The sequence below is a fragment of the Acidovorax sp. BL-A-41-H1 genome, from assembly GCF_051942715.1.
Map to the genome: position 1 here is coordinate 529,424 of NZ_JBPVJQ010000006.1, position 12,897 is coordinate 542,320.

Consider the following 12,897-nt stretch of genomic DNA (forward strand, 5'->3'; position numbering starts at 1 on the left):
CACTAAGGAAACCGACATGACTGATCTGCAGAAACGCTCCCTGCTCAAGGTGGCTGCGCTCTCCGCTGTGGCTGCTGCCGCACTCGTGGGTTGCGGCAAGAAGGAAGAGCCCGCACCGGCTCCCGCGCCAGCGCCCGCTCCTGCGGCCGAAGCCCCGGCTCCCAAGCCCGAGCCACTGAAGATCGCTTTTGCCTACGTGGGTCCGGTGGGGGACGGTGGCTGGACGTTTGCGCATGACAACGGTCGCAAGGCGATCGAAAAGGAATTCGGCGACAAGGTCGTCACGAGCTTTGTGGAAAGCGTGCCCGAGTCGGCTGACGCCGAGCGCGTGCTGCGCGACCTGGCCGGCCAGGGCAACAAGCTGATCTTTGGCACCACCTTCGGCTACATGGAGTCGATGCTCAAGGTGGCCGAGGACAACAAGGGCATCAAGTTCGAGCACGCCACCGGCTACAAGACGGCCGAGAACCTGCGCACCTACGACAGCCGCACCTACGAAGGTGCTTACATGGCGGGCGTGATTGCCGGTGCCATGACCAAGTCGAACACGCTGGGCGTGGTGGGCTCGGTGCCGATCCCTGAAGTGATCCGCAACATCAACAGCTTCACCATGGGCGCGCAGTCCGTCAACCCCAAGATCAAGACCAAGGTGGTCTGGGTGAACGAATGGTTCAGCCCACCCAAGGAAACCGAAGCCGCCACCAGCCTGATCAACGGCGGTGCCGACGTGCTGTTCCAGAACACCGATTCGCCGGCCGTGCTCAAGACTGCCCAGGAAAAGGGCAAGCGCGCCTTCGGCTGGGATTCCGACATGACCGCCTACGGTCCCAAGGCCCACCTGGCCTCGGCCATCATCAACTGGGGCCCTTACTACATCAAGGCCACCAAGGACGTGCTGGACGGCAACTGGGCTTCGGGCCAGAGCTGGTGGGGCGTGAAGGAAGGCGCGATTGACATCGTCTCCATCGCCGAAGATGTGCCTGCCGACATCAAGACCAAGGTCGAAGGCATCAAGAAGGGCCTGGCCGACGGTACGTTCGTGATCTGGAAGGGCCCGATCGTGGGTCAGGACGGCAAGGAAATCCTGGCGAAGGACGCTGTGGCCGATGACAAGTTCCTGGGCGGTGTGAACTTCTACGTCAAGGGCGTGGAAGGCAAGATCCCCGGCGGCGAGAAGAAGTAATCCGCTTCGTTGCTGACTGCAAAAAAGCCGCCTCCGGGCGGCTTTTTTCATGCCTTGCGAAGCAAACCGCCGGCACCATGGTTGCGCAGCCGCGCCAACGAGGCATCATCTATCCACAGCCCGTATCTGCCTTGCTGACAACGCGGGGCAACGTCATCCCAGGAGACCGCCATGTTCAAGATCCCGACCATTTCTGCCGAGCGCCTGCCGGGCCTGCTGCGCAGCATGCCCAAGGCCGAGCTGCACATCCATATCGAGGGCTCGCTGGAGCCTGAGCTGATCTTTGCCCTGGCGCAGCGCAACGCCGTGCAGCTGCCCTATGCCAGCGTGGAGGAGCTGCGGCGCGCCTACGCATTCACCAACCTGCAGAGCTTTCTGGACATCTACTACGCAGGTGCCAGCGTGCTGCTGCACGAGCAAGACTTTTACGACATGGCACGCGCCTACCTGGTGCGTGCGGCAGCCGACAACGTGCTGCACGCCGAGATCTTTTTTGACCCGCAGACCCACACCGCCCGCGGCGTGGCGATGGAGACCGTCATCAACGGCCTGCACCGCGCCTGCGTGGAGGCCGAGGCAGACCTTGGCATCAGTGCCACGCTCATCCTGTGCTTCTTGCGCCACCTGAGCGAGGAGTCGGCCTTCGAGACGCTGGAGCAGGCGATGCCGCACCTGGGCCGCATCGTGGGCGTGGGGCTGGATTCGAGCGAAGTCGGCCACCCGCCCGAAAAGTTTGCCCGCGTGTTCGCCCGCTGCCGCGAGCTGGGCCTGCGCTTGGTGGCCCATGCGGGAGAAGAGGGCCCGCCCGCCTACATCTGGAGCGCACTCGATGTGCTCAAGGTCGAGCGCATCGACCACGGTGTGCAGGCTGTGCACGACGTCGCGCTGATGCAGCGCCTGGCCCAGGAGCGCATTGCGCTCACGGTGTGCCCGCTGTCCAACCAGAAGCTGTGCGTGTTCCCCAACCTGGCCGACCACAACCTGGGCAAGCTGCTGGATGCAGGCCTTGCGGCCACGGTGAATTCAGACGACCCGGCGTACTTTGGCGGCTACATCAACGAAAACTTCACGCAGGTGTTTGCCGCCACCGGCCTCACGGCACGGCACGCCTACCAGCTGGCGTTCAACAGCTTCGAGGCCAGCTTTGCCACCAATGCGCAAAAGCGGGTGTGGGAGCACAAGCTCAAGGAAACCTTCGAGAACTGCGTGGAGCACGACTACTGAGCATTCCCCCGCGCCAACTCGGCACTGAGCCGGCGCGCGTATTCTTGCAGCACCGGGGCGCCGGGCTCCTTGCGCGGCCAGGTAAGCGCAATGCCGTCTTGTGCGTGGCGCGGCACCACATGCATGTGGAAGTGGAAGACCGTCTGATCCCCTTCGCGGCCATTGGCCTGCAGCAGGGTGAGACCCGGAGGGTCGAACACCGCCTGCACCGCGCGTGCCACCCGCTGCGCGGTCTGCATCACGGCAGCCGCTTCTGCGGGGGTGATATCGAGCAGCGTGGCCGCATGCCGTTTGGTAGCCACCAGCACGTGGCCGGGGTTAACCTGGCCCATGTCCATGAAAGCCAGCGTGAGCGCGTCCTCGTACACCCGGGCGGCCGGGATTTCGCCTGCAACCAGGCGGCAGAAGATGCAGTGCCCCGGGGGCGATGTGTCAACAAACATGGGCATGGATTGCGCGCTCCTGTGGCATGGCAAACATCCATGGTAGCCGGGGCCGGCAGCCGCCTGCACTAAAATCCGGCTTGTAAAGGCTGCTGTCCCGGCAGCCTTTTGCTTTTTCTGTCATCGGGACCATGTAGAGGACCACCATGTACAAAAACCTCGCTGCCGCGCTCGCGGCCGCCTGTTTTTTCTCCCCCGTGTTTTCGCAAACGGCGCCCGGTAAAGTCGGCGCTCCCGCAGAGCCGGTGAAGGCCGGTTTTGTCTATGTCTCGCCCATCACCGAAGCCGGCTGGACGCGCCAGCATGACGAGGGCCGCAAGGCTGTCGAGGCGGCGCTGGGCAGTCAGGTGAAGACCACGTTTGTCGAGAACGTGGCCGAAGGTGCCGATGCCGAGCGCGTGATCCGCGACCTGGCCGCCACCGGCCACCAGATCATCTTCACGCCCAGCTTTGGCTACATGGAGCCCACGCTCAAGGTGGCGCAGGACTTCCCCCATGTGAAGTTCGAGTCCATCACCGGCTACAAGACGGCGCCCAACGTGTCGGCGGCCAATGCCCGGTATTACGAAGGCCGCTACCTGGCCGGCATTGCGGCCGGGCGCATGACCAAGACGGGTGTGGCCGGTTACGTGGCGGGCTTTCCCATTCCGGAGGTGCTGCAGGGCATCAACGCCTTCACGCTGGGCATGCGCTCGGTCAACCCGCAGGCGGTGGTCAAGGTGGTGTGGCTGGATGTGTGGTTTGATCCGCCCAAAGAGCGTGATGCCGCCATGGCGCTCTTCAACCAGAACGTGGACGTGATCGCCTTCCACACGGGCTCCACCGCGGTGATGGCTGCGGCGCAGGAGCGCGGCAAGATGGCAGTGGCCTACCACTCGGACATGCGCCGAACCGGGCCCGATGCGCAGATCGTGGCCGTGACGCACCAGTGGGGCGACTACTACACGCAGCGCGTGCGCGCCGTGCAGCAGGGCACCTGGAAAACCGCCAGCGTGTGGGGCGGCGTGCGCGAGGGAATGATCCGCGTGGGCGACTTCGGCACCCGCGTGCCTGCCGCTGTGCAAAAGGAAGTGCTGGCCGCGCAAAGGGCGGTGGGTGAGGGGCGCCTGCAGCCGTTTCGTGCCGGCAAAGCCCCGGTGCGCGACAACGAAGGCCGCGAGGTGATGGCCGCCGGGCAAGCGCTCTCTGATACGCAGATCCTGCAGATGAACTGGCTGGTGGAAGGCGTGCAGGGCAAGGTCACACGCTGACGATTGCGCCGCGCTGCCGGTCCATAGCCTCTATCTCCCTCGCCGTATGCCCTCACGCATGAGGGCCGCTAAGCTTGTCACCATGCGCGTCTACCGTTCTGCCCTTCTGCGTTTTGCCGACGATGGCACCGCCCTCTACGACCAGGATGGCCTGCTGGCCGTGGCCCCCGATGCGGCGGGCCGCGAGCGCGTGGTGGCCGCAGGCCCTTGGCAGGCCCTGTCGTCGCACTATGCCGGTCACCCGGTCACGCACCTGCCGGGCCGCATCATTGCGCCCGGTTTTGTCGACATGCACATCCACTTTCCGCAGACCGATGTGATCGGCTCGCCCGCGGATGGCTTGCTGCCCTGGCTGGAAAACTACACCTTTCCGCACGAGACGCGGTTCGCCGACCCGGCCTATGGCGAGCAGGTAGCCGAGTTCTTCATTGACGAACTGCTGCGCAACGGCGTGACCACCGCGCTCACGTTTGCCACGTCGCATCCTGCATCCGTGGATGCACTGATGGCGCAGGCGCAGCGCCGCGGCATGCGCTTGATCACCGGCAAGGTGCTGCAGGACAGGCATTCGCCCGACGGCGTGCGCGACGAAACCGAGCAGAGCCTGATCGATACCGAAGCCCTCATCCGCCGCTGGCACGGCGTGGACCGCCTGGGCTACGCGATCACGCCGCGCTTTGCGCCTACCAGCACGCACGAGCAGCTGCGCGGCGCTGGCGAGCTGGCGGCGCGCTACTCGGATGTGTGGATCCAGTCCCACGTGGCCGAGAACCTCGACGAGATCCGCTGGGCGCGCGAGCTGTTTCCGGCATCGCGCAGCTACCTGGCCGTGTACGACGACTTCGGGCTGATGCGCGAGCGGGCGGTGTACGCCCACTGCATCCACTTTGATGATGACGACCGCGCCCTGATGCGGGACACCGCTTCGGTGGCGGCCGTCAGCCCCACAAGCAACCTGTTTCTGGGCAGCGGCTTCTTTGACTACGCGGGCGCCGACCGGGTGGGTTTTGGCTACGGCCTGGCCAGCGACGTGGGCGGCGGCACCAGCTTTAGCCCGTTTCACACCATGCTGGCCGCCTACTACGTGGGGCGCGAGGGGCAGACCAAACAGGGGCTGAGCCTCTCACCCGAGCAACTGTGGTGGCAGCACACCGCGGGGGCTGCCAAGGCGCTGGGGTTGGGCGGCGTGGTGGGCAATCTGCAACCCGGTTGCGAGGCCGATTTTGTGGTGCTCAACCCCGCGGCCACGCCCCTGCTGGCCCGCAAGACCCAGCAGGCGCGGAATCTGGCGGAGCTGTTGTTTGCGCTGATCGTGATCGGCGACGACCGGGTCATCCAAAGCACCCACATTGCAAACCCTTCACCTCGCAACGCAATGCGCTGAAAGCTTGGCAACAAACAACCGCACCAAGCAAAAAGTTGTAACTTCTTTCCGTTGTTGTAGGTTTTTGTAAATACTCCGCGCTGGGGTAACAAGCAAAGCTGCGAACGGCGTTGAATCGACGCTGTTTGCCGAACAACACCGTCTGGAGGGGGAGTCATGAACAAGTATGTCCAGCAGATCGGACTTGCCATATTGGCATTAGTCGTCGCATTTACCGGAACCATCGCACAGGGGGCGGGCCCTTCGAAACCCAACGTTCCGCACGTGGAGAAAGGGCCATTTCCTTCGGTGTCGCTGCCGGAGGTGGCAGGTGGCCAACGGGCTATCGACTTGCTGGGATCACGCCTACCCGAAGTGGCGGCCTGGTATGGGAAGTCACCAGACGAATTCAGGAGCATGCTGCAACAAGACAGGCGCATGAAGCTTGACCGACGTGGTCGTGTGTTCTATGTGGACGAGCACGATGAGCCGGTGTCTGCATCACCTTCCGGTGCGGACGGCAGTCTGCTCGAAGGTACGTTACTCCCGTTAGAGCAGACGTTTCTGATGCACAGCCGACCCGGGTCGAAGCGGACCATCTACCTGAATTTCAGGGGCGCGACGCTTCTGAACACTGCGTGGAACAGCAGCGGTGGCAGCATCAACGCGCAGCCTTTCGATCTGGACGGAGTACCGTCCACTTTTTCCAACACAGAACTGCAGCGCATCCAATACATCTGGCAGCGGGTTGCCGAGGATTACGCGCCGTTCGATGTGAACGTGACCACAGAGCCGCCCAGCCCTGACAAGATTACCCGCAGTGGCACCACCGACGATGTGTACGGTACCACCGTACTGATCACTAACAGCAATGGGGTATACAGCTGTTCGTGTGGGGGTGTGGCTTACCTTGGTATCTTCGATGACACCAGCGACTATTACAAACCCGCGCTCGTGTTCTACAACCAACTGGCCTCAGGCTCCGAAAAGGCTGTGGCCGAAGCGATCTCGCACGAGGCCGGCCACAACATGGGCCTGTCTCACGACGGCACTTCCTCCACAGGCTACTACCAGGGGCAGGGCAGTGGCGTCACCGGCTGGGCCCCAATCATGGGTGTGGGGTACAGCAGACCACTTGTCCAGTTCAGCAAGGGCGAGTATTCCGGCGCGAACAACGCTCAGGATGACTTTGCCGTCATGCAGACGAACGGACTGCCGTTGCGTGCAGACGACCATGGCGAAACTCCTGCCTCGGCCACGGCGCTGGTCGGTGCCCCCAACGGTCTTGGCCAGGTCACGGCATCAGCGTCGGGCGTGATCGAGCGCGCAAGTGATGTGGACTACTTCAGCTTTAATGCCAGCGCGGGTAGCGCCAGCCTGACGCTCAATCCTGCGGCCCGCTCGGCCAACCTGGATGCTGTGCTCACTCTGCACAATGGTTCAGGCGCCGTCATCACGTCCGCGAACCCGGTCGACCTGCTCACCGCCTCGATCACGGTCACCTTGCCTGCCACTGGCACGTATTACGCGTCGGTCAAGGGCACGGGCAAGGGAGACGCGCTGGTTGATGGATATACCAGCTATGGCAGCGTTGGCCAGTATCTGCTGACCGCTACATATTCCCCGTCTGGAAACCAGCCTCCTGTCGCGCGCATCACGAACAGCGCGTTGACCGGCGTTGTTCCGCTTACGGTGAATTTTTCCGGTTCTGGGTCTAGTGACGCTGACGGGACGGTCGTGGCGTGGGATTGGAATTTTGGGGACGGTACCACTGGCACGGGCGCCACGGTGAGCCGTGTTTTCGCTACCGCTGGCACCTACACAGTGCAACTCAAGGTGACTGACAACGCCGGTCTGACCGGCCTGAGCCAGGTCACGGTGACTGCGCAATCTCCCGTGGCGGTTTTGTCCATGCGGGTAGCTGACATCTCGATGGGATTGGCGGCAAAGGGGGGCAACAATGGACAGGCCACTGCTGCAGTGAAGCTGGTGAACGCCAGCGGTGCACCTGTCATGGGTGCGTCCGTGGTTGGCGCGTGGAGCGGCATTGTCAACAAGGGGGGTGTAAGTGCCATTACCGACGCCAGTGGAGTAGCGCGATTCACGTCGCCGAACACCAAGCAACAGGGAACCTACATCTTCACAGTGATCGGTGCCACCCTCGACGGTTATTCGTACGCTCCGGGTACGAATACCGAAACTTCGGATTCGATCACGCGCTGAGTTCGAGCTCTGCGGGGTGGGCTGGCTGTTGCGCAGATTCCTTCGCGCGGCTGCCCGCCATGCCTGCCTGCCTACAATGGCAGTAGGAGTGAACTATGAGCATCAAGAGCGACAAATGGATCCGCCGCATGGCAGCCGAGCACGGCATGATCGAACCGTTCGAGCCCGGCCAGGTGCGCGAGGTCGAGGGCCGCAAGATCATCAGCTACGGCACCAGCAGCTACGGTTACGACATCCGCTGCGCGCCCGAATTCAAGGTGTTCACCAACATCCACAGCACAGTGGTGGACCCCAAGAATTTCGACGAGAAGAGCTTTGTGGATTTTGAGGGTGACAGCTGCATCATCCCGCCCAACAGCTTTGCGCTGGCCCGCACGATGGAGTACTTCCGCATTCCGCGCAATGTGCTGACCATCTGCCTGGGGAAGAGCACGTATGCCCGCTGCGGCATCATCGTGAACGTGACCCCTTTCGAGCCCGAGTGGGAAGGCTACGTGACGCTGGAGTTTTCCAACACCACGCCGCTGCCCGCGCGCATCTACGCTGGCGAAGGCTGCGCACAGGTACTGTTCTTTGAAAGCGACAAGGACGACGTGTGCGAGGTGAGCTACCGCGACCGCGGCGGCAAGTACCAGGGGCAGGTCGGCGTGACGCTGCCCAAGGCCTGATCCGGGGCCTGACTCACCGAGGCCGGCGCCTGCGGCCTGCGCAACGCATTCCATGCGAAGCGGCCTTTCGCCGCAAATTCAGCCTGCTGTGCGCTCTCCAGCCCCGACATCGCCCGCAAGCGCGAGCCGCGCTGCGGCCAAATCCCAGCCTCCCCATCCGCAGCTTTTGAACAGCATCGGTCCGCGGCGGGGTGCATCGGCACCGCGCACCACGTCGCGCAGCGTGGGCAGCACCGCCACATCCAGCCCGGCCTGCAGCAGATCGCCCGCCTCATGGGCCGCATCGCTCGTATCCACCACGATGCGTCCCTGGGCCGCGAAGTGCCGGCACAGCGCGGGTGACAGCTCTGCCATGGCCGACGTATAGGCGCCCACAGCCGCCACAAAGGCATCGTCCCGCGGCGTGGCGTGCAGGACCACTGCATGGGCGGGTGTGCAGGTAACGACCAACGGGCAGTGCGCCAGCGCGGCGTCTGGGTCGTCGGTCACGCGGGCACGGGCACCCAGGCTGCGTGCGTGCCGGGCCAGGGCCTCGGCGCTGGTGGCGCTGCGCGAGCTGATCCACACCTCTTTCACGCCCAGGCCGTGCACAAACGCATCGACATGCGCGAGCCCCTGCACGCCCGCGCCTACCACCAGCAGCGGCCCGGTGGTGCAGGGCGCCAGCCGCAGGGCCGCCAGCAGCGATACGGCAGCCGTGCGTCGCGCCGTGACGGTGGGGCCATCGAGCACCAGCCGGCGCTCGCCGGTGGCTACATCGAACACCACCACATCGCCCTGGATGGTCGGGCGCCCCGTGCCCGCATTGGCGGGCGTGAGGGTGATGAGCTTGGTGATGGCCACCGCGTTGTCGGCCGCAGGCATCACAAACAGCGCTGCGCCGCCCGGCAGCCGCACCACGGTGCGCACCGGTACAGCCACGCTGTCATCGCTTAGCAGGGCTTCGATTTCGGTGGCCAGCGGCAGCCACGGCAGCCGGGCCGCAGTAGCGGTGGCATCGAGCGCAGTGGAGGCGGAGATGGCGGCGGAAAAGATTGCGTCGGTCATGCGCTCAATGTACACAGCGCCTGCGTGACCGCCGAGCCCGGCCGCATGCAAGGCCCCCGGCCGCGTTTAGTGCGTCGCGCCGGCTGCAAGCCGGATGTCGTGACCGGTCAGCATCGCGGCCCAAAGCGCCTCGTGGACACCCCGCACCATGTCGCGCAGCGCAAGGTGCGGCGTGCCCTGGGCAGGCAACCACGGCACATGCAGAAAGCCGCCCCGTGTGTGCGCCAGAGAAGGGTGCTGCGCCAGCAGGTGCAGCAGCCCGTAGAGCACGTGGTTGCACACAAAGGTGCCGGCTGTCTGCGACACCTCGCACGGCACACCGGTGCGTTGCACGGCACGCAGCATGGCCTTGAGTGGAAGGCTGCTGAAGTACGCCGCGGGCCCGGCCGCAATCACTGCGGTATCGACCGGCTGCGCGCCCGCGTTGTCGGGGATGCGGGCATCGTCGATGTTGATGCCGATGCGTTCTACGGAAAGTGCCATCCGTCCGCCGGCCTGGCCCAGGCACAGCACGATGGCGGGCTGGTGCAGGTGCACAAGGCGCGCCAGCTCGGTCAGCGATGCGTCGAACACGGTAGGCAGCTGCGCAGCCGTCACCACATGCCCCGCGATGCGCTGGCCGGCGAGCGCCTGGGCCACCCGCCAGCTGGGGTTGTCCGTGTCGCCGCCGAACGGATCAAAGCCGGTAAGCAAAATCAAGGGTGCTCCTTGCGGATGTATCAGAGAGCCTGAATGGAAACCGAGCGTAACCGCTCCATCAGCGGAGGGCCTGGTTTTAAAAGGTACGACACGCCACCAAGCTGCAAACGAGGGCGCGTGTGCAATGCCAACGGGCATCGGCCGGGCTTACCATGCGCGCAAGCCGCGCATTCGCCGGCAGGGAGATGTGATCATGAAATGGGAAGGCAATCGCGAATCCGACAACGTGGAGGACCGCCGTGGCGAGGGCTACGGCGGCGGTGGCGGTGGATCGCCGATTTTTGGCGGGCGCAGCATCGGCATCGGCACCATCGTGATCGCGCTGGTGGGTGGCTGGATCTTCGGCATCAACCCGCTGACCATCCTGGGCCTGCTGAGCGGCGGTGGGGCGCCTCCGGCAGCACATGCCCCCGGCCCGGCGCAGCGGCCACCCGCCGACGACACCATGGCGCGCTTCGTGTCGACCGTGCTGGCCGATACCGAAGACGTGTGGCAGGGCGTCTTCCAGCAGGGCGGTGCGCGCTACCAGGAACCGCAGCTGGTGCTGTTTCGCGGCGCCACGCGCACGGCCTGCGGCACCGGCCAGGCGGCCATGGGCCCGTTTTACTGCCCGGCGGACCAGAAGGTCTATATCGACCTGGGTTTTTATGAAACGCTGAAGAACCGGCTGGGCGCCCCGGGCGACTTTGCGCAGGCCTACGTGATTGCCCATGAGGTAGGCCACCATGTGCAGAACCAGCTGGGCATTTCGGGCAAGGTCGACCAGATGCGCGGGCGCGTCAGCAAGGCGGAATACAACGCGCTTTCGGTGCGGCTGGAGCTGCAGGCCGACTGCTTTGCAGGCGTGTGGGCACACCACGCGCAGCGTGCGCGGCAGATTCTGGAGCAGGGGGATGTGGAAGAGGCCATGAACGCGGCCGCACGCATTGGTGACGATGCCCTGCAGCGCGCCAACGGCGGTGCGGTGGTGCCCGAAAGCTTTACCCACGGCACCAGCGCCCAGCGGCAGCGGTGGTTTCACAACGGCCTGCAAAACGGCAGCGTCAAGGGCTGCGACACGTTCTCGGCGCGCTCGGTCTGAAGCGGTTGGTGGCCGCTACTGCAGCGGGGGTGGCCGCCCGCTGCGCGCTCATGCAGGCCAGCGCGACGGGCGTGCCGGTCCTGTACATCTCGATGCCTGGAAGACGGCCAAAACGTGCCCTCGATGCGCGCTGGTCCGCGCCTCCGGCCACCGAAATCCGCAAAACATGGTGTTTTTGCCTGCCGGTGCGACAATAGCGGGCTAAATGACAAGTTCCTTCTCCAATTTATCGCTGGCTGAACCGCTGGCGCGCGCCGTAGCCGAAATGGGCTACGAGTCCATGACACCCATCCAGGAGCAGGCCATTCCGGTGGTGCTCACGGGGCAAGACGTGATGGGCGCAGCCCAGACCGGCACGGGCAAGACGGCGGCATTCTCGCTGCCCCTGCTGCAGCGCCTGCTCAAGCACGAGAGCAGTTCCACATCGCCCGCCCGCCACCCCGTGCGTGCGCTGGTGCTGCTGCCCACGCGGGAACTGGCCGACCAGGTGGCCCAGCAGATCGCGCTGTACGCCAAGTACACCAAGCTGCGCAGCACCGTCGTGTTTGGCGGCATGGACATGAAGCCGCAGACCATCGAGCTGAAAAAAGGCGTCGAGGTATTGGTGGCCACGCCGGGCCGCCTGCTGGACCACATCGAGGCCAAGAACGCGGTGCTCAACCAGGTCGAGTACGTGGTGCTGGACGAGGCCGACCGCATGCTGGACATCGGCTTTTTGCCCGACCTGCAGCGCATCCTCTCTTACCTGCCCAAGCAGCGCACCACGCTACTGTTCAGCGCCACCTTCTCGCCCGAGATCAAGCGCCTGGCCAGCAGCTACCTGCAAAACCCCATCACCATCGAAGTGGCCCGCCCGAACGAGACGGCCTCGACGGTGGAGCAGCGCTTTTACAGCGCCAATGACGACGACAAGCGCCGCGCTATCCACCAGGTGCTCAAGACCCGTGGCATCAAGCAGGCGTTCATCTTTGTGAACAGCAAGCTCGGTTGCGCGCGCCTGGCACGCAGCCTGGAGCGCGAGGGCCTCAAGACGACCGCGCTGCACGGTGACAAGAGCCAGGACGAGCGCCTGAAGGCGCTGGAAGCCTTTAAGAGCGGCGAAGTCGACCTGCTGGTGTGTACCGATGTGGCGGCCCGCGGCCTTGATATCAAGGACGTGCCGGCGGTGTTCAACTTCGACGTGCCGTTCAACGCCGAAGACTACGTGCACCGCATCGGCCGCACGGGCCGGGCGGGCGCGTCGGGCCTGGCGGTCACGCTGGTGTCGGGCAGCGACGCCCGGCTGGTGGCCGACATCGAGAAGCTGATCAAGAAGAAGATCGACCTCGAAGCCATCGAATACGAGGAAGACCAGCCCAAGGGTCGCATTAACGACGGCCGCCGCGCCTGGCGTGAAGCGGGCGAGACCGGCGATGGCCGCGACGCCATCCCTTCGGCCCCCCGCCGCGAGCGCGAGCGCGACCTCCGCGGTGGCCGCGAGGCCCGCGAGCCGCGCGAGCAGCACCGTGGCTTTCGCCCGGCCGTGGCCTCGCGCGACCCGTTCTTTGAAAAACCCTACGAGGCCAGCGTGGCGCCGGATGCAGCGCCCGCCTGGGAGGCAACCAAGTCGGCTCCGCGCAGCAGCGTGTCGGCCAACATCAAGCCCAAGCGCAAGGTGGCCGCACTGTTCAAGGCAACCCAGCCCGAGGCTTCCACGCAGTAATTTAGGTCAAACCG

11 protein-coding genes are annotated in these 12,897 nt (G+C 64.8%); 8 read left to right on the forward strand and 3 right to left on the reverse strand.

All coding sequences use genetic code 11. The features are described from left to right. The first annotated feature begins 16 nt into the window (after positions 1–16). Both ACTPOI_RS15695 and ACTPOI_RS15700 read left to right on the forward strand, forming a co-directional pair. The gene (locus ACTPOI_RS15695; RefSeq protein ID WP_300460559.1) at positions 17–1,183 is read left to right on the forward strand and encodes a BMP family ABC transporter substrate-binding protein; all 1,167 of its coding nucleotides are present in this window, start codon (positions 17–19) and stop codon (positions 1,181–1,183) included. Between the two features lie 171 nt (positions 1,184–1,354). Beyond that, on the forward strand, positions 1,355–2,407 hold the full coding sequence (locus tag ACTPOI_RS15700) for an adenosine deaminase (RefSeq protein WP_440110430.1): 1,053 nt from the start codon (positions 1,355–1,357) through the stop codon (positions 2,405–2,407). Here the strand turns inward: ACTPOI_RS15700 and ACTPOI_RS15705 are convergent. Beyond that, positions 2,401–2,856, reverse strand: a complete 456-nt coding sequence (locus ACTPOI_RS15705; protein WP_440110432.1) for an HIT family protein — start codon at positions 2,854–2,856, stop codon at positions 2,401–2,403. The two genes, ACTPOI_RS15700 and ACTPOI_RS15705, sit on opposite strands and share 7 nt — an antisense overlap. A 140-nt stretch (positions 2,857–2,996) precedes the next feature. On the opposite strand from ACTPOI_RS15705, the gene ACTPOI_RS15710 reads away from it, so the two are divergent. The 4 genes from ACTPOI_RS15710 to dcd all read left to right on the forward strand — a co-directional run bounded on the left by ACTPOI_RS15710 (position 2,997) and on the right by dcd (position 8,354). After that, a complete protein-coding gene (locus ACTPOI_RS15710) occupies positions 2,997–4,100 on the forward strand; it encodes a BMP family ABC transporter substrate-binding protein (protein WP_440110434.1) in 1,104 nt (367 codons plus the stop codon). Between the two features lie 82 nt (positions 4,101–4,182). After that, a complete protein-coding gene (gene guaD, locus ACTPOI_RS15715) occupies positions 4,183–5,484 on the forward strand; it encodes a guanine deaminase (RefSeq protein WP_440110436.1) in 1,302 nt (433 codons plus the stop codon). A gap of 156 nt (positions 5,485–5,640) precedes the next feature. Continuing rightward, positions 5,641–7,686 (forward strand): PKD domain-containing protein, encoded by a 2,046-nt coding sequence (locus ACTPOI_RS15720; protein WP_440110438.1) that lies wholly within the window; start codon positions 5,641–5,643, stop codon positions 7,684–7,686. Between the two features lie 95 nt (positions 7,687–7,781). Further along, a complete protein-coding gene (gene dcd, locus ACTPOI_RS15725; protein WP_055401412.1) occupies positions 7,782–8,354 on the forward strand; it encodes a dCTP deaminase in 573 nt (190 codons plus the stop codon). Between the two features lie 78 nt (positions 8,355–8,432). Here the strand turns inward: dcd and ACTPOI_RS15730 are convergent, their stop codons facing one another. Then, the gene (locus ACTPOI_RS15730) at positions 8,433–9,401 is read right to left on the reverse strand and encodes a delta(1)-pyrroline-2-carboxylate reductase family protein (RefSeq protein WP_440110440.1); all 969 of its coding nucleotides are present in this window, start codon (positions 9,399–9,401) and stop codon (positions 8,433–8,435) included. A 66-nt stretch (positions 9,402–9,467) separates the two neighbouring features. Continuing rightward, the gene (pcp, locus tag ACTPOI_RS15735) at positions 9,468–10,097 is read right to left on the reverse strand and encodes a pyroglutamyl-peptidase I (RefSeq protein ID WP_440112640.1); all 630 of its coding nucleotides are present in this window, start codon (positions 10,095–10,097) and stop codon (positions 9,468–9,470) included. Between the two features lie 196 nt (positions 10,098–10,293). Here pcp and ypfJ point away from each other — a divergent pair, with 196 nt between their 5' ends. Next, the gene (gene ypfJ, locus ACTPOI_RS15740) at positions 10,294–11,181 is read left to right on the forward strand and encodes a KPN_02809 family neutral zinc metallopeptidase (RefSeq protein WP_440110442.1); all 888 of its coding nucleotides are present in this window, start codon (positions 10,294–10,296) and stop codon (positions 11,179–11,181) included. 205 nt (positions 11,182–11,386) lie between these two features. Continuing rightward, positions 11,387–12,883 (forward strand): DEAD/DEAH box helicase, encoded by a 1,497-nt coding sequence (locus ACTPOI_RS15745; RefSeq protein ID WP_440110444.1) that lies wholly within the window; start codon positions 11,387–11,389, stop codon positions 12,881–12,883. Positions 12,884–12,897 lie beyond the last annotated feature (14 nt).